Source organism: Vibrio sinaloensis (genome assembly GCF_000808535.1).
GTDB classification, from domain to species: Bacteria; Pseudomonadota; Gammaproteobacteria; order Enterobacterales; family Vibrionaceae; genus Vibrio; species Vibrio sinaloensis_D.
Genome location: NZ_JWLV01000001.1, coordinates 560,753 through 579,475, shown reverse-complemented (window position 1 = coordinate 579,475; position 18,723 = coordinate 560,753). Strand labels below are relative to the sequence as shown.

Annotated in this window: 21 protein-coding genes; 11 read left to right on the top strand and 10 right to left on the bottom strand. The window is 46.4% G+C overall.

Translation table 11 applies throughout. From position 1 onward, the window contains the following. The first annotated feature begins 417 nt into the window (after nucleotides 1-417). The 5 genes from RJ47_RS02560 to RJ47_RS02540 all read left to right on the top strand — a co-directional run bounded on the left by RJ47_RS02560 (nucleotide 418) and on the right by RJ47_RS02540 (nucleotide 5,253). Nucleotides 418-1,089 (top strand): hypothetical protein, encoded by a 672-nt coding sequence (locus RJ47_RS02560; RefSeq protein ID WP_039481098.1) that lies wholly within the window; start codon nucleotides 418-420, stop codon nucleotides 1,087-1,089. Continuing rightward, nucleotides 1,090-2,253 carry a trypsin-like serine peptidase gene (locus RJ47_RS02555; protein WP_039481097.1) on the top strand — a complete coding sequence of 388 codons (1,164 nt, stop codon included), beginning with the start codon at nucleotides 1,090-1,092 and terminating at the stop codon, nucleotides 2,251-2,253. Between the two features lie 269 nt (nucleotides 2,254-2,522). Beyond that, nucleotides 2,523-4,316: a cation:proton antiporter gene (locus RJ47_RS02550; RefSeq protein ID WP_039481094.1), complete on the top strand. Its 1,794-nt coding sequence runs from the start codon at nucleotides 2,523-2,525 to the stop codon at nucleotides 4,314-4,316. Nucleotides 4,317-4,401: 85 nt separating this feature from the next. Further along, entirely contained in the window at nucleotides 4,402-4,821 is a 420-nt protein-coding gene (locus RJ47_RS02545) for a VOC family protein (protein ID WP_038136191.1), read from the top strand. Between the two features lie 159 nt (nucleotides 4,822-4,980). Continuing rightward, a complete protein-coding gene (locus RJ47_RS02540) occupies nucleotides 4,981-5,253 on the top strand; it encodes a DUF134 domain-containing protein (protein ID WP_038136194.1) in 273 nt (90 codons plus the stop codon). 7 nt (nucleotides 5,254-5,260) lie between these two features. Here the strand turns inward: RJ47_RS02540 and nqrM are convergent, their stop codons facing one another. Both nqrM and RJ47_RS02535 read right to left on the bottom strand, forming a co-directional pair. After that, complete coding sequence (gene nqrM / locus RJ47_RS20750) at nucleotides 5,261-5,455, bottom strand: (Na+)-NQR maturation NqrM (RefSeq protein WP_072036309.1); 195 nt, start codon at nucleotides 5,453-5,455, stop codon at nucleotides 5,261-5,263. After that, entirely contained in the window at nucleotides 5,422-5,880 is a 459-nt protein-coding gene (locus tag RJ47_RS02535) for a NifB/NifX family molybdenum-iron cluster-binding protein (RefSeq protein WP_039481091.1), read from the bottom strand. The genes nqrM and RJ47_RS02535 overlap by 34 nt, the downstream gene beginning before the upstream one ends. Before the next feature lie 290 nt (nucleotides 5,881-6,170). Here RJ47_RS02535 and RJ47_RS02530 point away from each other — a divergent pair, with 290 nt between their 5' ends. Next, nucleotides 6,171-6,791 carry a hypothetical protein gene (locus RJ47_RS02530; protein WP_039481088.1) on the top strand — a complete coding sequence of 207 codons (621 nt, stop codon included), beginning with the start codon at nucleotides 6,171-6,173 and terminating at the stop codon, nucleotides 6,789-6,791. A gap of 55 nt (nucleotides 6,792-6,846) precedes the next feature. On the opposite strand, the gene RJ47_RS02525 is transcribed toward RJ47_RS02530, so the two are convergent. The 7 genes from RJ47_RS02525 to RJ47_RS02495 form a co-directional block, all read right to left on the bottom strand. Next, a complete protein-coding gene (locus tag RJ47_RS02525; protein WP_197058124.1) occupies nucleotides 6,847-7,185 on the bottom strand; it encodes a thiamine-phosphate diphosphorylase in 339 nt (112 codons plus the stop codon). A gap of 336 nt (nucleotides 7,186-7,521) precedes the next feature. After that, nucleotides 7,522-7,944 carry a SufE family protein gene (locus RJ47_RS02520; protein ID WP_039481082.1) on the bottom strand — a complete coding sequence of 141 codons (423 nt, stop codon included), beginning with the start codon at nucleotides 7,942-7,944 and terminating at the stop codon, nucleotides 7,522-7,524. 6 nt (nucleotides 7,945-7,950) lie between these two features. Then, on the bottom strand, nucleotides 7,951-9,183 hold the full coding sequence (locus RJ47_RS02515; RefSeq protein WP_039481079.1) for an aminotransferase class V-fold PLP-dependent enzyme: 1,233 nt from the start codon (nucleotides 9,181-9,183) through the stop codon (nucleotides 7,951-7,953). Beyond that, the gene (sufD, locus tag RJ47_RS02510; RefSeq protein ID WP_039481076.1) at nucleotides 9,176-10,447 is read right to left on the bottom strand and encodes a Fe-S cluster assembly protein SufD; all 1,272 of its coding nucleotides are present in this window, start codon (nucleotides 10,445-10,447) and stop codon (nucleotides 9,176-9,178) included. The genes RJ47_RS02515 and sufD overlap by 8 nt, the downstream gene beginning before the upstream one ends. Further along, nucleotides 10,422-11,168, bottom strand: coding sequence for a Fe-S cluster assembly ATPase SufC (sufC, locus tag RJ47_RS02505; RefSeq protein ID WP_039481074.1), 747 nt, complete (start codon nucleotides 11,166-11,168; stop codon nucleotides 10,422-10,424). Before sufC ends, sufD begins: the two co-directional genes overlap by 26 nt. 4 nt (nucleotides 11,169-11,172) lie before the next feature. After that, nucleotides 11,173-12,636: a Fe-S cluster assembly protein SufB gene (gene sufB, locus RJ47_RS02500; protein ID WP_039481071.1), complete on the bottom strand. Its 1,464-nt coding sequence runs from the start codon at nucleotides 12,634-12,636 to the stop codon at nucleotides 11,173-11,175. Nucleotides 12,637-12,638: 2 nt separating this feature from the next. Then, on the bottom strand, nucleotides 12,639-13,007 hold the full coding sequence (locus RJ47_RS02495; RefSeq protein ID WP_039481069.1) for a HesB/IscA family protein: 369 nt from the start codon (nucleotides 13,005-13,007) through the stop codon (nucleotides 12,639-12,641). 187 nt (nucleotides 13,008-13,194) lie between these two features. Between RJ47_RS02495 and nrdH the strand changes: the two genes are divergently transcribed. From nrdH to RJ47_RS21375, 5 genes are all read left to right on the top strand, one after another. After that, nucleotides 13,195-13,416, top strand: coding sequence for a glutaredoxin-like protein NrdH (gene nrdH / locus RJ47_RS02490; protein ID WP_038136237.1), 222 nt, complete (start codon nucleotides 13,195-13,197; stop codon nucleotides 13,414-13,416). Continuing rightward, nucleotides 13,416-13,814: a class Ib ribonucleoside-diphosphate reductase assembly flavoprotein NrdI gene (gene nrdI / locus RJ47_RS02485; protein ID WP_039481067.1), complete on the top strand. Its 399-nt coding sequence runs from the start codon at nucleotides 13,416-13,418 to the stop codon at nucleotides 13,812-13,814. Before nrdH ends, nrdI begins: the two co-directional genes overlap by 1 nt. Then, nucleotides 13,807-15,939, top strand: a complete 2,133-nt coding sequence (gene nrdE / locus RJ47_RS02480) for a class 1b ribonucleoside-diphosphate reductase subunit alpha (RefSeq protein WP_039481065.1) — start codon at nucleotides 13,807-13,809, stop codon at nucleotides 15,937-15,939. The genes nrdI and nrdE overlap by 8 nt, the downstream gene beginning before the upstream one ends. 14 nt (nucleotides 15,940-15,953) lie before the next feature. Further along, the gene (gene nrdF / locus RJ47_RS02475) at nucleotides 15,954-16,925 is read left to right on the top strand and encodes a class 1b ribonucleoside-diphosphate reductase subunit beta (RefSeq protein ID WP_039481063.1); all 972 of its coding nucleotides are present in this window, start codon (nucleotides 15,954-15,956) and stop codon (nucleotides 16,923-16,925) included. A 210-nt stretch (nucleotides 16,926-17,135) separates the two neighbouring features. After that, complete coding sequence (locus RJ47_RS21375) at nucleotides 17,136-17,285, top strand: hypothetical protein (protein ID WP_039481061.1); 150 nt, start codon at nucleotides 17,136-17,138, stop codon at nucleotides 17,283-17,285. A gap of 32 nt (nucleotides 17,286-17,317) precedes the next feature. Here the strand turns inward: RJ47_RS21375 and RJ47_RS02465 are convergent, their stop codons facing one another. Then, on the bottom strand, nucleotides 17,318-18,718 hold the full coding sequence (locus RJ47_RS02465; protein WP_039481059.1) for a class II fumarate hydratase: 1,401 nt from the start codon (nucleotides 18,716-18,718) through the stop codon (nucleotides 17,318-17,320). Nucleotides 18,719-18,723: the final 5 nt, after the last annotated feature.

Sequence of the window (18,723 nt, the reverse complement as noted above, 5' to 3'; positions counted from 1 at the left end):
GTTTCTTGACACCCCAACCTTAATCTATATAGTCAACAAGGTAAATCAATTGTTTCACTATAAGCCTGCCCAATAATTGTAATTGATTGAAAATTAAATGCTTAATTAAGATATGAGTACGGGAGATAAAATTCAAATCCCTATCTCTCCGCCACATTCAAGAGAAGCCCGCTAATTAGTTAGCGGGCTTTTTCGTTTCTACTTCACTTTCTTTTCTCAATTTCTCTTCTCCTACATAATGTCATATTTCGATTAATATGGAATTGCGTACTATTTACATAAGGCCTCGCCTGTTTACAAGTAAGCAACTGTAAGCAGTTAAATTAATTGAAGTTTCATTCCTGATATTAAACGCATGTAATTACGCTTCATTTTTCCAATGTATAGTCATGAGGTTGTCTATAACGGAGAGTAATAATGAAGCTAAAAATAATGGCTCTGCTGTTTCTATCGAGTGGTGCTTTGGCGGCTGAAAATCAGTTGTCCAATATTTCTACCGTCGCGGGTGAGTCGCTATTGATATCGTCAGAATTCTACGGTTACACACTAAGTCAAGGTGATTCTCGCTATGCGGATGTCGTTGATCTCGATGGCTTGGATTGGGTGTTTTGGTACGGTGAACATCGTTTTACTGCGAAACAAGGTGTCGATCTGATCAGTGATGTTCAGATGATTGGTGAATACGAATTAAAGAACGAAAAGCCAGCCCATGGGAACGAGTACTATTGGGAAGGCGGAAGCTCTAAAGACTACCTCGATGAGTCGAATCACGCCATTTATGCCAAGCCGGGTGGTGGTTTTTCTTTTCAGGTTAAGCCAGGTAAATCAGGTGACTTTAGGCTTGATTTGTATACTCACAACTGGTTGTCTGCTTCAGAGTTTACTGCTTGCCTAAACGAAGAGTGCGTCACTATTGATAACTTCTATCCGACCAGCATCGCGACGACCCAAAATAATGTGCAGTTCACTACCGAATCTGATGCTGACATTTTAACGATTCAACTTGCATTTAAGCCTGATCAATTTGGTTGGTCACAAAACGACGGCTATTTGAGCTTGGAAGCGATCAACCTAAGTGAGGGCAAATAAATGAACAAGTTACTTATTGCTACCGCAGTGTTGGCGTCATTTTCGGCCAACGCAGGCTTAGGTCGTGCTGATCGCTCCGTTCAGCAGCATAAAGAGTTTGCTTTGCAGAGCAAGTTTGACTTCGCTTGTCACATGAACGCGGGCAGCGCGACACTTATCGACCCATTCTGGGTTATTACAGCGGATCATGTGAGTGGCGCAAAATCTGAAAACTATCAAAACCGAGTTACGTGCTCATCGTTCGAAAAAGATGAGGATGGTGTGTTCCATCAGGTAAAAAGCGTCAGTGCGATTACCGATCCGAATGGGGAGTATGGGGAATACGAGTTTACGTCTCCTGATGGTAGAGACTTCGCGCTTGTTCGATTGGATACACCGATCACTGGGATTAAGCCTGCCAAGTTGCCAGTTGAAGGTATGTTTGATCCAAAAGAGCACTATAAAGTTAATCAGATTGGCTACGGAAACTATAACGGTCGAAATGGCGGGACAAAATACGTTTACCTTGATCGCCACAACCGTTGGGTGACGCCTTTGGTTTTTGACGACGCCTATACCCCGCAAACCGATCTGCAGTGGCATTCGATTCTTGGGGATTCAGGGTCTGGTATCACGGTTGAAAAGGATGGTGAGTTTTACATTTTGGGCGAGATTGGGATACAGATTGGCGCGCGATACTGGTTTGACACGTTTGAAAACACGCTCACTCGCCTTGATTTCATCAAACAAACGATGCAAACGCATGGCTTCAGTTATGTAGAGGAAGTAAAACTTGATGAAGTGAAATGGCCCCCAGCATCGCCAGAAAATAGCGAGGACTACCATGCGTACTTCAGTTACTGGAAGGCGGAGAGCTTCGACTTCAACGGAACTGGTTGGTATGACAATGGCGGAATCTATGCCACGGCTTATGCCACGCCGGGCGAACGTTATTCGATTGAGTTTGTGGTTCCCAAGCAAGCTGAGATCCCCGCCTTTGATTTGATTGTGGACGGCCGTATCGTCGCTGCGAATGTTGATGTTAACTCATTTGATAGTGATGCGATTAAGGTGACGGTTAACGAATTTGAGTTAAAGGGAGAGGCGATCAAAGTGGAGATGCAACCTGTCGGAAACCTAGAAGGCAAAGGGCGCATAGCGCTAGACTACTTTGCGATTAAGTAAGTGATTGTTGGTCAATTAGATTGAGCTTAATAGCGTATTTCAAGTAGTTGGCCACATGGCTCAATCTTCTTTAAGGACGGTTTTTATAAACCGTCCTTTTTGGTTTTGGCAAACAGTGCTTTCAATAATGGGCGATTGTTGGCTACTTTAAAGGAGTACTCTCTTATTCATCCGTGTAAGCGGAAATCACAGTTAACTCATGACCTGGGAAAAGGGTTAGGCAGCGTGCTTAATCAAGATTCATTAGGTCCACGAAATGGAATTTGTTGATGTCTTCAGAAACAATTGCGCTGACTCTGGCCAGTATTGGATTGTTGGGGTTGTGCTGTCAGTGGGTTGCTTGGCATTTTAAATTGCCAGCGATTCTATTCTTGTTAGTCACTGGGCTCATTGTTGGACCTATCTTAGGTGTACTCCAACCCCAAGATACCTTGGGTGAGCTTTACTTCCCGTTTATCTCCCTTGCCGTCGCTGTGATTCTGTTTGAAGGTAGCCTGACACTGAACTTCAAGCAGATAAGAGGAATAAGCAAAAGCGTTTGGAGTATTGTGACCCTTGGGGCCATCATCTCTTGGGCAATGACATCAGCGGCTACCCACTATCTATTAGGGTTTGATTGGACCCTCTCTTTACTGTTCGGGAGTTTGACCGTTGTTACAGGGCCTACGGTGATTGTGCCTTTGCTTCGCACCGTGCGACCCAGCAGCAAGTTGTCAAACATTCTGCGTTGGGAAGGGATACTGATTGATCCGTTGGGCGCTCTGTTTGTTGTTATGGTCTACGAGTTTATTGTCTCGCAAAGCCAAGTGAACAGTCTGATTGTGTTTGGACTCATACTGCTCATTGGCTTTGCGCTTGGTATTGCGGCAGGCGCATTAGTCGCAGCAATCATAAGGCGGCATTGGTTACCTGAGTATCTGCAGCCTTTTGCCGTTCTTGTCATATTACTTGGGGTATTTACCGCCTCAAATTATTTAGAGCACGAATCAGGCTTATTGACGGTCACCGTGATGGGGGTGTGGTTAGCCAATGCCAAGGGCGTCAACATCAGTCATATTCTTCATTTTAAAGAGAACTTAACCATCCTGTTTATTTCTGGTTTGTTTATTTTGCTCGCAGCCAGTGTTGAGCTCAGTGATTTTGAACAGCTAGGTCTATCCGCGTTAGTGTTGTTTGCCTTCATCCAGCTTGTATCGCGTCCGGTATCCATCTTTCTCTCAACCCTCAAAAGTAGCCTAGAGCTTCAAGAGAAAGCCTTTCTCGCTTGGGTTGCTCCACGTGGTATTGTAGCCGCGGCGGTGTCCTCGTTGTTTGCCCTAAAATTAACGAACTTAGAAGTCTCACAGGCGAACCTGCTGGTGCCTCTGATCTTTATGGTGATCATTGGGACAGTCGTACTGCAGAGTGCAACCGCCCGTCCCGTTGCAAGGTTGCTTGGGGTTGCGGAACCGTCTCCGCGAGGGTTCCTCATTGTTGGCGCAAATGATGTGGCTCGAACGATTGGCACCGCAATAAAAAACTACGATTGCCGTGTACTGATGTCGGATACCAACTGGGATTACGTTAGTAAGGCGCGCATGGCGGGTTTTGAAAGTTATTATGGGAATCCAACGTCGAGCCATGCGGATGAGTATTTAGACTTGATCGGTATAGGGCAGGTGATATCTGTTACTCCCGACCAGCACTTAAACTCTGTGGCGGGCGTGCACTTTTCTCATGAATTTGGCGCCAGAAAAGTGTTTAGCCTGCAAGATAAAAAGAACCAAGATTCATTAGATAAACTTTCTCATAATGGAGAGCATTCCTACTCGTTGTTGCTTGGAGGAACCATTGGCTATAAACAAATTGCCAGCTTGATCGCTCAGGGAGCGGAGGTTAAGCACACTCGAATAAGCGACAGTTTCACCTTTGAGGATTACCAACTGCAATACCAATCAGCGACGGTGGTGCCTCTATTTGTCGTCAGTACCGCTCAGCATATCAATCTGATCACTCAGCCAGAGAGTTTTAAGCCTGAAAGTGGCGAGATCATGGTCGCGCTAGTGAAAAATGCACCTGAGTAAAAAAAAGCAAAAAAAACACTTTACCTAAACCTAACTTGAGGTTTTAGCATGGTCTCCGTTGGCTAAGAAATCAAAGGAGAAAACCATGATTCAACTAGAGCATGTGAACTTAGTAGTAAAAGATATCCCAGAAATGTTGAAGTTCTATCAAGCGGCGTTCCCGCATTGGTATGTTCGCGATGAAGGTCAGGGCGAGTGGAGTGGAAAGCCGAGAAACTGGTTACATTTTGGTGATGAGTATCAATACATTGCAATGAGTGACCACGGGGAAGGGGAGAACCGTGATTTACCCGGCCATCAGGTTGGATTAGCGCATTTTGCCTATGTCACCAATAATATTGATGCCGTGATCGGCCGCCTACAAGATGCGGGCTTTTCTATCGCCAAACCTGGCGCTGAAGAACCGTATCGTAAGAACATCTATTTTGTTGACCCTGCGGGTTTTGAGGTAGAGTTTGTCGAGTACTTGACCGACGATCCAAAGCTGCGCAATCTATCGAGTTAGTGACAGGCAAGCGCAGAGAGTATCTGGACCTCTCTGCGCGAAATCGGCTCAGCCATAAATGCAACCTTTGGATTCAGATGGTTTAGTCTTGGCTAGGTTGCTACAATCTTGCACCGACGTAATGATAACGTCTCTTTGAGAAACTGTTGGATTGAGATTATGGCTCGCCCAAAAATACACCGAAAAGTCTGCACGCGCGCAGCTTATGCTTTTTACAAACCTAATGGCGTTGGGATGGACGAATTGCAAGTTGTCGAACTGCTGCCAGATGAGTTAGAAGCGCTTAGGCTCGCCGATCAAGAAGGGCTCAATCAGATTGATGCTGCGGTGCAGATGCAGGTGTCACGTCAAACGTTTGGCAATATCATCAAACGAGCGAGGCAAAAGGTTGCGAGCAGCATCATCCAAGGTCACGCTCTAAAACTTCAATAGCAGGCGCTTAATCAGGCTCTTTAATTTGATAAAGCGTGCGCTTTGTTCCTTCGCAAGTGTCTTTGCAATTACACTCCCGAGCAATACTTAGCTTAGATAGACCGCCACAACTGCCTTGAATCGGTCGGCGAGAGAACATGACTCCTATCGCCATGAGGCTGATAAAACTCACAAATATAAGTACAGTAAGCAGTAATGCCATTGTCTAATCCTCCGGATTGAGTGCCAGCCTGACTGCGGTGGTGCCAAAGAGAGCGTGGCATTCTTGCTGTTGCCACAGGTCTTTTTCTTTGGTGATACACGGCCGTAGTCCAAACTCTCCACTGTCATAAGCTCGGCAAAATGGATGTTGCGTAACTCTAGTTTCGCTTTTGCCGCCAGCACTGTAACTTGGCTTTGAAACAGTCCCTTGAGCATATTTTGGCCAATATTTCTCACTACAACAACGTCTACTTTGTAATCATCAATAACCCGTAGCCACTTTTTCTTAACGCTACAACAAGATGTATCGGGCGCGATAGACAGGTATTGAGTCTGATGAGTGATTGAATCGATGATGGCGATTTGCTCGCAACGAGAGAAGTGGTTACTGATCAATGTGCTATTGCACGGCACGGCGTAAATCATGCTGACTCCTAGCTTTTTCTGAATTGAACAGTATGACTATACGCTTGTTATTGGCATATGCTAATAATAAGTTTGAACTCTTAGATATCGTAGATCGAGGTTTGATTCGTAGAGTCGTATTTATTTGTATGAAATTAAACCGTTTTATACCTAGATCACTTTATACATTGGTGATGGTTTTATAAAGCATAACTAACTGATATTGTTCGCATCCTTATTACTAACTAGCACTAATGAGTGATAGGTAGGGTAAGAAATAAAATTAATAAAACAATGTTAAAAGGTTAGATATGTTACGTAATATGAAATGGCTTATTGTCGTATTCAGCAGTTTTTACTTAATGGGTTGTGTTAGCCCGCTATCAGTTGAAGAATCGGCACCTCAGGTAACAATTCCTAGTACAACCAAATCAGTTTCTTTTGCGGTACTTGATCAACGACCATACGTTTTGGACGAAGACAAGCAGGCTGATTTCGAAGGCATTATTCGCAGTAGTATCGGTATCCCCTACAGCCATTCAACCGTGACGCGTGAACCAATGGCGACTTATTTGGGTAAACGACTAGAGCACGGTATGAAACAAAAGGGTATCGAAGTGACACAGTACCCAACAACGATCAATACGCCGCTTAGCGAGATAGCCTCTACGTTGAAGAGTGATGGAAAGCCATCTATCTTGTTTGTGCTTAATGAATGGAAATATGATTTCCATCCGTTTTCTGATTCATCTTGGTATGATCTAGATGTTGTTGCGTCAGACAAGACAGGAACAAAAGTAGTGACCAAGAAATTTTCAGGAGAAAATGACATCCCAGATAGTGGTGCCATCATGAATGAAATGATGCTTATTTATAAAGCTCGATTTGAGAAAATCTTCGCTGACCCAGAAATCGGAGATGTACTGAAATAGTATAAAGGCGAACCTAGGTTCGCCTTTTTTGATTTCTTAGAGTAGGTACCAATACCTAGACACAAATCGCGATTGTACCAGCCACCATAAGTGCAATCATCGCATACCAAAAGTACTGAGAAGTGGTATCCGCGACATTGCCTTTAATGTAGTTAATCTCTTCGTTTGCGGTAATTACAAACTCATTGTAATCGATGTTTAGCTCCGCCTTATTGTTAGAAAGCTCTTGCTGTAACTTGCTAAATGCCTGATCGACAAATGTTTTAATGTCATTGACGGTATCATTCGTGAAGTTAAGGTTGTTCCAGATTGCCATACGAGATTGGTATTCGCTTTCACCGACGAGGTTAAGAACGCGCAGATCATATTCACGCTTGATACGTTCTTTTCCGATGCGATTCTGGCTGATGCCTTTAAGTTTGTTCACAACGAGTACTCCAATAAAGTCATGTAGATAGTTGAGAGCGTTTACATGTGCTCAAAAGGTTAATAGAACGAGTTCTTTAAAAGGGGGCTATCTAAGGGGCGCATTGTTGGATCAACCAGATAGTTTGGTTGCACCGAAGAGTCATCAATATTAAAGAGCATAATAGGCCCACAGCGCTAGGGACGGGCGCAGTGTAGTGACTAGGTGTGAGAGCAGCAACTGATGGATTTTATCTAGACGACAAACGATTTTGTTTGAGAGTAAGAGGCCAGAGCGTAGGCCTCTTGACGTGATGTCTATTGGCTATTGGGGGAGCGGTGTAATGTCACTTTGAGCCGCAAGATGGCGAACGTGTTGAATAATGGCATCCAGCCCTTGCGTTCTTCCCGGAGTAAGGTGAGATTTTAACTCTAGCGAATCAAACCAAGCATGAACGTCAAAGCGCTTCGCGTGCTCGACACTTTGCTTATCGTAGGCAATCGAAATCAACGACAATAACCCCTTAACGATGGAAGAATCGCTGGTGGCGCGTAAAGTGAGAATTCCTTGCTTTGAGCATTGAATATCGACCCAAACCTGACTTTGGCAGCCAGTTACAAGGTAGTCATCTTGCTGTTTATCCAACGGGTAGGCGGGTAAGCGTTCACCGAGTTCGATGAGATAAAGATATCGCTCTTCCCAATCGGCGCAGCGGCTAAAGTTTTTGAGTACTTTTTCTGGTGTCATGATTAATCACCTTAACAACTGGCTGATTCGTTGCAACGCCTGACACAAGTTGTCGATATCGTTTGAGCTTGTGTACAGGCCTATGGACGCGCGACAGACAGAGCTTTGGCCGAGCTTTTTTACCAGTGGCATGGCGCAGTGGTGGCCAGTTCGAATTGCGATCCCGTACCTGTCTAGAAATGCGCCCACGTCAAACGAGTGATGGCCTTTGAGGTTAAATGAGATCAAGCCGCTGCGATTTTTGCTCTCTCCATAGATTTCAATTCCAGCCACATTGGCTAACGATTTTTCCATGTAGTGCATGAGCTTGGCTTCGTGAGCCGCGATTGCGTTCAGGCCGATGTTTTCCACATAATCAATCGCAGCCCCTAAACCTAATATACCCGCGATGTTGGGCGTCCCTGCTTCAAACTTCCACGGCGCTCGCCCATAAGACGTGCCGATAGGAAGCGTCACCTGATCGATCATCGCGCCGCCCCCTTCCCATGGCACCATGCTAGTCAAGTGCTCGGTTTTGGCGTAAAGCACCCCAGTACCTGTTGGGCCGTAGAGTTTGTGGGCAGAGAAGGTATAAAAGTCGCAGTCTAACTCGCTGACATCTACTTGCTGATGCATAACCGCTTGAGCGCCATCGATCAGTACAGGCACGTTTGCTTGGTGCGCCAGTTTGACTACATTCTTAACAGGATTTATCTGTCCTAGTACATTGGAAACATGGGTCAATGCGACCAATCGCGTTTTGTTGTTGAGCAGTTTTTGCAGCTCCGCCACATCGAGTTGGCCTTGGCTGCTTATTTCCCAGACGCGAATCTTTACACCGCAAAGGTCGGATAACAGTTGCCACGGGACAAGGTTGGCATGATGTTCCATCTCAGTGACGATGATTTCGTCTTCTGGTTTTACTTTTGGTCGAAGGTAACTATTGGCCACTAAGTTGATGGCTTCAGTGGTGCCTTTGGTGAACACAATATTGCTGGCTTCGTCGGCATTGATGAAATCAGCAACTTGAGTTCGTACCAGCTCCATATCTTCGGTCGCTTTGGCGCTGAGATAGTGAGCGCCACGATGAACGCTAGCGTAGTCGCGCTGATAAAATTGCGTCATTCTTTCTATTACTGAAGCAGGTGCCTGCGCGGTGGCCGCTGTATCAAGATAAACCAGCGGCTTACCATAGACTTGCGTACCTAGCGCTGGAAAGTCCTTTGCCCACGGGCTTGCAATGGGAGGTAAATTAGCCATGGTTAACCTCTTTGTGTAACGAGTCTGCGAGTCTGGTATTCACGTAACTTCGCAGGCTTGGATGGCGGATTTTGTCGGCAACTTCGCAAACGAACGCGGACATCAGCATCTGTTCGGCTTGTTGTCGGTTTATTCCTCTGGCGCGCATATAGTCAATTTGATTGTTATCCAGCTGCCCCGTGGTTGCGCCGTGGCTGCATTTCACATCATCGGCGTAAATTTCTAACTGAGGTTTGCAGTTTACTTGTGCATGGTCACTGAGCAACAAGCTATGGGTGTCCATTTGGCCATCAGTTTTCAGGGCGATCGGGTCAACGTAAATCATGCCGTCGAATACCGCGTTGCCTTTGTCTCGACCGATAATCTTATGCATTTGCTCGCTGTGGCAGTGTGGAGCATTGTGCTTAAGATACGTTCGGCTATCAAACGTCTGCTCATCTCTCGGCATGGCGATGCTGTTCATCGCTAACTCTCCATTGTCACCACTCAGTTCTGAACTGGTTTGATGACGAACCAACAGGCCTGATAACAGCACGGCCGTCGAATTCGCTTTGGCATCTCTTTGCAAACGAATATCGTTGTGGCCAAAGTGATGTTGTTGCTTCGATTCTTCGATCAACTTGGTGTGCTGGTAGTTGGCACCTTCACCAATGTAGCTTGTTAATCGTGACAACGTCACTCCACCTCCTTGCTCAAGTGATATGTGGTGCTCGATCACTTCGAGTTCCGATAGGGGAGCCATCTCAATATGATGGCGATAGCTACACACTTCGCCTTTTTGACCAGAGCTGATATGCAGTAGATAAATCGGCTTGGTGACTCGTGTATTGGGCTCGACTTCAATCAGCACGCCGCCTGATGCTGTCGCATCATTCAGGTAGGTAAACGCATCGGCTCGCACTGAGCGCGAGAGCTCATTGGTTTCGATTGCGGTTAGCACGTTGAGCGGAGTGACGCGCACTTTAGGAATCCAATCGGAACATCTTGCTGAAAAGTGACCATCAAAGAAAACGAGTCGATAGGCATCGATACCTAGGCTGAGCCCTTCATAAGAGATATTTTCCGCTGACTGCAGGGCCGCAGGTTGCAGTGGCAGAGAATAGAACTGTTCGAGAGGCGTGTACTTCCACCCTTCTGCTTTAGCGCTAGGTAAACCCACAGATTTGGCTTTAACAAATTGATTTTGTTGCCAGTCTTGGCCCTGTACTAGGTGCTGTAAGGCATCCACTGAAGGACAGTTACTCTTCACCAGTAATCCACCCATAGCCTTTCTCCTCTAGCTCATGTGCCAGCGTGTGATCGCCTGATCGCACGATTTTTCCTTTGTACAAGACATGCACATAATCTGGTTTGATGTAATTCAGAATACGTTGGTAGTGAGTGACAAGGATGAAGGCTCGCTGACCATCTTGCAGAGCGTTAACGCCAGAAGAGACGGCTTTCAAAGCATCAATGTCTAGACCAGAGTCCGTTTCATCAAGAATGCATAGATCGGGTGATAACACCGCCATCTGCAAAATGTCGTTGCGCTTTTTCTCGCCGCCGGAAAACCCTTCATTTACTGAACGATTGAGCAGGGCGGTTGGCATCTTGAGTAGATTTGCTTTCTCTTCCAATAGATCTTCAAAATCAAAGCGATCTAATGGCTCTTGGCCACGATAATTACGAATTTCATTTAAAGCGGTATTGAGAAAAAGTTTGTTGCTGACACCCGGAATTTCAACTGGATATTGGAATGCAAGGAAGACACCTTCACCCGCCCGCTCTTCTGGATCCAGTTCGGTAAGGTCTTTCCCTTTAAATAGTATCTCGCCTGCATCAACTTCGTAGTCGTCTTTGCCAGCGAGTGTCGCAGAAAGGGTACTTTTACCTGAGCCATTCGGCCCCATGATCGCGTGAACTTCACCTGGCTTCACCGTCAGGCTGATGCCTTTAAGTATTGGATTGTCTTCTACACTCACGTGTAGATCTTTAATTTCTAGCATTGATTTATCCCACGCTATGCTCAAGGCTGATTGAAAGCAGTTTTTGGGCTTCTACAGCAAACTCAAGCGGTAATTCTGAAAATACGTCTTTGCAAAACCCGTTTACAATCATAGAAATAGCATCATCCTCACTGATGCCGCGTTGCACGCAGTAAAACAGCTGGTCTTCACCGATCCGAGAGGTGGTTGCCTCATGCTCCACTTGAGCCGTTGGGTTTTTCACTTCGATGTAAGGGAAGGTATGTGCGCCACATTGAGTGCCGATCAACATGGAGTCGCATTGGGTGAAATTACGCGCCCCTTCGGCGTTGGGTAGTATCTTGACTAGGCCGCGATAACTGTTTTCACTCTTACCCGCTGAGATACCTTTGGAGATGATGGTAGAGCGCGTGTGCTTGCCGATATGAATCATCTTTGTTCCCGTATCGGCTTGTTGAGCGCCATTAGTCAGCGCCACCGAGAAGAATTCCCCAACAGAATAGTCGCCCTTGAGAATGACACTTGGGTATTTCCAAGTAATCGCAGAACCCGTTTCAGATTGAGTCCATGACATCTTACTGTGGTCGCCTTCGCACACAGCTCTTTTGGTGACAAAGTTTAAGATGCCGCCTTGGCTATCCTTTTCGCCAGAGAACCAGTTTTGGACGGTCGAGTATTTTACTTCTGCACGATCATGAATAATGACTTCCACAACCGCGGCATGCAGTTGGTAGCTATCGCGCATGGGGGCTGAACAACCTTCGATGTAGCTGACATAAGCTTCTTCGTCAGCGATCAATATGGTGCGTTCAAACTGGCCCGTCTTCGCTTGATTGATGCGGAAATAGGTCGACAGCTCCCGAGGACATCGAACACCTTTAGGGATGTAAACAAAGGTGCCGTCGGAGGCGACAGCTGCATTCAACGCGGCAAAAAAATTGTCTTCAGGCGGAACGACGGTACCTAGATACTGCTGTACCAGTTCGGGATGCTCTTGGATCGCTTCACTAAACGAACAAAAGATGATTCCCAACTCTTTCAGTTCGTTTTTGTAGGTTGTCGTAACAGAAACGGAATCAAAAATGGCATCAACGGCTACCTCCGCACCTTCTCGAACTGGCACACCGAGTTGCTCAAAAGCAGTTTCAACTTCGTTGGTCAAATATTCATTGGAACCATCATCTGAGCAGCCTGTGTCACAACTTGCGCAGCTTGGTGCTGAGTAGTAGCTGTAGTCCTGATAATCCAGCTCGGGATACTCGGCTTTGAGCCAGTGCGGCTCCTCCATCTGCTGCCATTTCCTGAAGGCATCTAACCTAAATTGCAGCATCCATTCTGGCTCGCTACGTTTTGCTGAGATGGCACGAACAACGTCTTCGTTGATGCCTTTGGAGAGTGTGTCAGAAGAAAGTTGGGTATAGAAACCCTCTTTGTAATGACTGGTTTGGAATAGTTCTTCGACTTCGGGCTGTGTTTCAACTGCACACATGATCAAACTCCAAAGCTTTCGCCACAACCGCAAAGGTTTTTCACATTGGGATTGTTGTAGACGAAATGACTGTTAAGGCCCTGGCGGACGAAATCCAGTTCAGTACCGTCAAGCATTGGCATGGCGCTCAACGCGACATAGAACGGGGTGTTGTGTGACTCAAATCGCAAATCATCGTCTGCGATGGTGTCGACTAGCGTGACTTCATAGGCAAACCCAGTGCAGCCAGAAGGGCGGACACTAAGGTGAAAATACTGTCCTTGTTTGGTTAGCCCCGCGACGCGTTTTGCCGCGCTCTCAGAGAGACGGACTCCTTGCCACTCCATATCGTGAATAGAGATTTGAGTTGAATCTGAACTTGGAATACTCATTTAAAATTCCTATTGTTCGCAAATGTATGAGAATGATATTGATTATCATTTATTTATCAACCATGAGTTTAGTGAGGGTAATGCGAATGATTTCTATATATTGACAAATAGTTACCTAGCAATACTATATGTAGATATCAATTGATAATAATTATCATTACATTTTTAATCTAAGAGGTATTTCTTTATGGACATCGTTGTATATTCCAAGCCCCAATGCGTTCAGTGCACCGCGACAGTAAAAGCACTTAAAGCCAAAGGCATCGCACACAAAGTGATTGATCTGACGCTAGACAACTCAGCGATGCAATCTGTTCAGTCGATGGGTTATCGGCAAGCCCCTGTTGTTGTGGCGGGAGCGAAACATTGGTCTGGTTTTCGTCCAGATATGATCAGTCAGCTCGCCTAATGATTGTTTACTACTCCAGCGCGTCGGGAAACACTCAGCGGTTCGTGGAAAGATTAGATGTGGACTCAATTCGACTTCCGATAAACGCCGACGAGCCTATTCCGATTCTAGATCAGCCTTATGTTTTGGTTTGTCCCACCTATGCGGATGGAGAAGGGCGCGGCGCGGTACCTAAATCAGTGATCAAAGTTCTCAACCATGCAGAAAACCGCGCGCACCTCAAAGGGGTGATTGCCTCGGGAAATCGTAACTTTGGTGAGCTGTTCGCCCAGGCTGGAAACATTATTGCGCATAAATGCCAGGTCCCTGTGCTTTATCGCTTTGAACTTTCAGGGACCCAGCACGATGTTCAAGCCGTGCAGCAGGGACTCGAACAATTTTGGAAACAACATGGATAACCAATTTAGCACCGAGCCGCTCGATTACCACGCGCTCAATGCCATGCTTAACTTGCTTGATGAAAAGGGCAATATCCAGCTAAATGCTGACCGACAAGCTGCGCGTCAATTCTTCTTACAGCACGTTAACCAGAATACGGTTTTCTTCCACAACTTGACGGAAAAACTCGATTACTTGGTCAACGAAGGCTATTACGAAAAAGAAGTGTTAGAACAATATGATAGAGAGTTTCTTCAACTGATTTGGGATCGAGCTTATCAAGTCAAATTCCGCTTTAGAACCTTTCTTGGTGCGTACAAGTTTTTTACCTCTTATGCACTGAAAACCCGCGACGGAAAGCGCTATTTGGAGCGCTTCGAAGACCGCGTTGTGATGACGGCACTAACCCTTGCGCGTGGTGACAAAGCGTTTGCGCTCGATCTCATGCAAGAGATCATTTCTCAACGTTTTCAACCTGCTACGCCAACATTTATCAACTCGGGGAAAAAGAGTCGCGGAGAGCTGATCTCGTGCTTTTTGCTCCGTATTGAAGACAACATGGAGAGTATCGGTCGGGCAATTAACTCATCGTTACAGCTCTCTCGTCGAGGAGGTGGGGTTGCTCTTCTTTTGAGTAACCTGCGTGAACAAGGTGCGCCGATTAAAGGGATACTCAACCAAAGTTCGGGTGTTGTGCCTGTTATGAAGCTGCTTGAAGACAGCTTTTCTTATGCGAATCAGCTAGGTGCCCGTCAGGGGGCTGGCGCAGTGTATTTGAACGCGCATCATCCGGACATAATGCAGTTTCTAGATACCAAGCGGGAAAATGCCGATGAGAAGATCCGCATCAAAACCTTGAGCTTGGGCGTTGTGATTCCCGATATTACCTTAGAGCTCGCCAAACAGAACAAAGACATGTATTTGTTCTCGCCCCATGATGTGGAGCGGGTCTACGGTGTGCCTTTCTCTGAAATCAGCGTGAGTGAGAAGTACTATGAAATGGTTGATGATCCGCGTATTCGCAAGAGTAAGATTTCGGCGCGTGGATTGTTCCAAACCCTTGCAGAGATTCAGTTTGAGTCTGGTTATCCTTACCTTATGTTTGAGGATACGGTGAATGCAGCCAACCCAATAAAGGGAAGAATTAACATGTCGAATCTTTGCTCCGAGATTTTGCAGGTTAATGATGCCTCTCACTTTAATGACGACTTGAGCTATGCCCACCTAGGGCGTGATATCTCATGCAACTTAGGGTCAGTCAACATTGCCAAAGCGCTAGATGGCGGTCACTTAGCCCATACTGTCGAGGTGTCGATTCGCGCACTCAACGCCGTGTCTGAAATGAGTGCCATAGACAGCGTGCCGTCAATACGTAGAGGCAATGATGAAAGCCACGCCATTGGTTTAGGCCAGATGAATCTGCACGGATTTTTAGCTCGCGAGCAAATTCACTATGACAGCGAAGAGGCGGTCGATTTTACTCGTACTTACTTTGCCACGACCTTATATCACTGCTTAACCGCTTCAAACAAATTAGCTCAGGAGAGGAAGCAAGTCTTTGTTGGTTTCGAACACTCCAAGTACGCCACTGGCGAGTTCTTCACCAAATACTTGCAGCAAGACTACTCGCCTCGTACGGACATTGTCGCGGCGTTGTTTGAACGATTGGATATGCGGGTACCGTCGATTGATGATTGGCAGCAGCTTCAGTCTAAGGTGATGGAGTCTGGTCTGTACAACCGCAACTTGCAAGCGATTCCACCGACGGGCTCGATCAGTTACATCAATGACGCGACGGCTTCTATCCACCCCGTCACCGCAAAAGTTGAAATTCGTAAAGAGGGCAAGATAGGGCGGGTTTATTTCCCTGCGCCATGCCTGAGTAATGATAATCTCGAGTACTTCAAAGATGCCTATGAAATTGGCCCTAAAGCCATTATTGACGTCTATGCAGCAGCGACAGAGCACGTCGACCAAGGCTTATCCCTGACGCTGTTCTTTAGTGACGAAGTGACTACTCGTGATATCAACAAAGCCCAAATCTATGCATGGAAAAAGAAGATCAAAACGCTCTATTACATTCGTATGCGCCAAAAAGCCCTTGAAGGTACGCAAATTGAAGGTTGCGTCTCTTGCTCGTTGTAAACAAGGAACCCATTATGAGTCACCCACACCCTGAACCGGTTCGAGCGATTAACTGGAACCGAATGCAAGATGATAAAGATCTCGAGATCTGGAACCGCTTAACAGTGAACTTTTGGTTGCCCGAGAAGGTGCCATTGTCCAATGACATTCAAACTTGGAAGCAACTGACTGAGGAAGAGCAAACCCTGACGATACGAGTTTTTACCGGCTTGACTTTGCTTGATACCATTCAAAATACCGTTGGCGCGCCTGCCTTAATGGCTGATGCTCGCACTCCTCACGAAGAAGCGGTATTAACCAATATCGCCTTTATGGAAGCGGTACACGCCCGCAGTTATTCGTCTGTTTTCTCGACCTTGTGCACCACGCCACAAATTGATGAAGCGTTTCGCTGGGCTGAAGAGAATCCGCTGCTACAAAAGAAAGCTCAGTTAGTACTGGAAGATTACCTAGCGCAAGGCGACCCGCTCAAGAAAAAAGTGGCCAGTGTTTTCCTTGAAAGCTTTTTGTTCTATTCCGGTTTTTACCTGCCAATGCACTGGTCGAGTCGGGCAAAGCTGACCAACACCGCAGACTTGATTCGACTGATCATTCGAGACGAAGCGATTCATGGCTACTACATTGGCTATAAGTTCCAACTGGCGTTTAACGAACTGTCACAACAAGAGCAAGCTAAGGTTAAGGATGAGGCTTACTCGCTGATGTTCTCTTTGTATGAAATTGAAAGCCAATACACAGAATCGTTGTACGACCAAGTGGGTCTTACGGAAGACGTGAAGCACTTCCTACACTACAACGCGAACAAAGCACTGATGAATCTTGGATTCGAGCCTCTGTTTCCTGATGAACTGTGTCAGGTTAACCCAGCCATTATGGCGGCACTGTCGCCAAATGCCGATGAGAACCACGATTTCTTCTCGGGTTCTGGTTCGTCTTATGTCATTGGTAAAGCGGTTGCCACCGAAGATGAAGACTGGGATTTTTAGCTCAAGCCAACTTTTCGGCTAAAGCAAAGGGGTTGGGCACTCGGAGCAAGCTTTGTCAGTTCCGAGTGCCGCTTTATTACTTAGTTAAATGGTAAACGATGCGTTGTTGGTTAAAGGGGGAGTAAGAATAGGTCAGTTCCATTGCACCACGAAGGGCATTTACGTAGAATCGCCGCTCCTTGATTCAATCTGTATTTTAAGGAAATACCGATGAACGCCACACACGCTGTAGCGGCGCATTCCGCGGAGTACATGACGTCTAGAAAGCGTGATGTTGCACTCCGCGAACTGATGTCGCTGGCAAAAATGGCCGCAATGATTGCCGTGCCTGCTTTGCTTATTGCCCTGGCTTGGATTTAAACCAGAGCACACTGCACAAGGATGTGTGCTTTTTACTGCGCAACCCCACCTTTTGTTAGCTGAGTTGGATCGAGTAAACGTTCTAATGTCGATCTATCCAGATCGGTCTCTTCTTCTGCCACGTCAATTATGGCTCGGCCCTGTTTATAGGCTTTCTTGGCAATATCCGCCGCTTTGAGATAACCAATTACTGGGTTGAGTGCAGTGACCAAAATTGGGTTACGTGAAAGGGCAACTTGCAAGTTGTCTTCGCGCACGTTGAAAGTGGCGATGGCTTTGTCTGCCAGTGTAATCGCTGAGTTAGACAGCAGCTCGATGCTTTCAATTACGTTGTGAGCAATAACCGGTAGCATGACGTTAAGCTGGAAGTTGCCTGATTGGCCAGCAAGGGTAATGGTGGCATCGTTACCAATCACTTGCGCAGACGCCATAGCAGCCGCTTCTGGAATCACAGGGTTGACTTTACCTGGCATGATTGAAGAACCCGGTTGAAGGCCTTGCAATTCGATTTCGCCAAGACCAGCTAAAGGACCAGAGTTCATCCAGCGGAGATCATTCGCGATTTTCATGGTGGCGACAGCGGCTGTTTTCAGTTGTCCTGACAGCGCAACAATCGCATCTTGCGAACTTAGGTTGTAGAAGAAGTTACTGCTGGCAGCGAACTGAATACGCGTCGCTTGCGATAGGTTGTCTGCAAATGCAGCAGCGAATCTAGGATCGGCATTGATGCCTGTCCCTACCGCTGTCCCGCCTTGAGCGAGCGCTTTAACAGCGGCCAAGCTATGAACTATGCCAGTGCGAGCTTGTTCGATTTGGTATTGCCAACCACCCAGCTCTTGGTCGAAGGTGACCGGCATCGCATCCATTAAGTGAGTACGTCCTGTTTTGACAACTTGTCCCACTTCTTCTCGTTTTACTTTAAGTGCGTTAATCAGATGATCGAGTGCAGGTAGCAGTTGTTTCTCAATTGAAATGGCGGTGCTGACTTGGATCGCGGTTGGTACAACGTCGTTACTACTTTGGCCCATGTTCACGTGGTCATTAGGGCTTACGTCTGCCCCAAGAATTTCGCTCGCCAACGTTGCGATCACTTCATTCGCATTCATGTTTGAACTGGTGCCGGAGCCAGTTTGGAAAACATCGATTGGAAAGTGTTCTAGATGTTCTCCGTCAATGATTGGCTGAGCGGCGTCCGCAATGGCATTGGCAATATCACCCTCAAGTAAACCAAGCTGTGCATTCGTGATTGCTGCGGTTTGCTTGACATAAGCGAGTGCTTGGATGAAAGCGACTGGCATCTTGTGGCGACTAAAATGGAAATTGTCGACGGCACGTTGAGTTTGAGCTTGGTAAAGGGCATTTTTAGGTACTTGAACCTCTCCCATGCTGTCTTTCTCGACACGAAATGTAGGCGAGCTTGAAGGTTGAGTCATGTTTA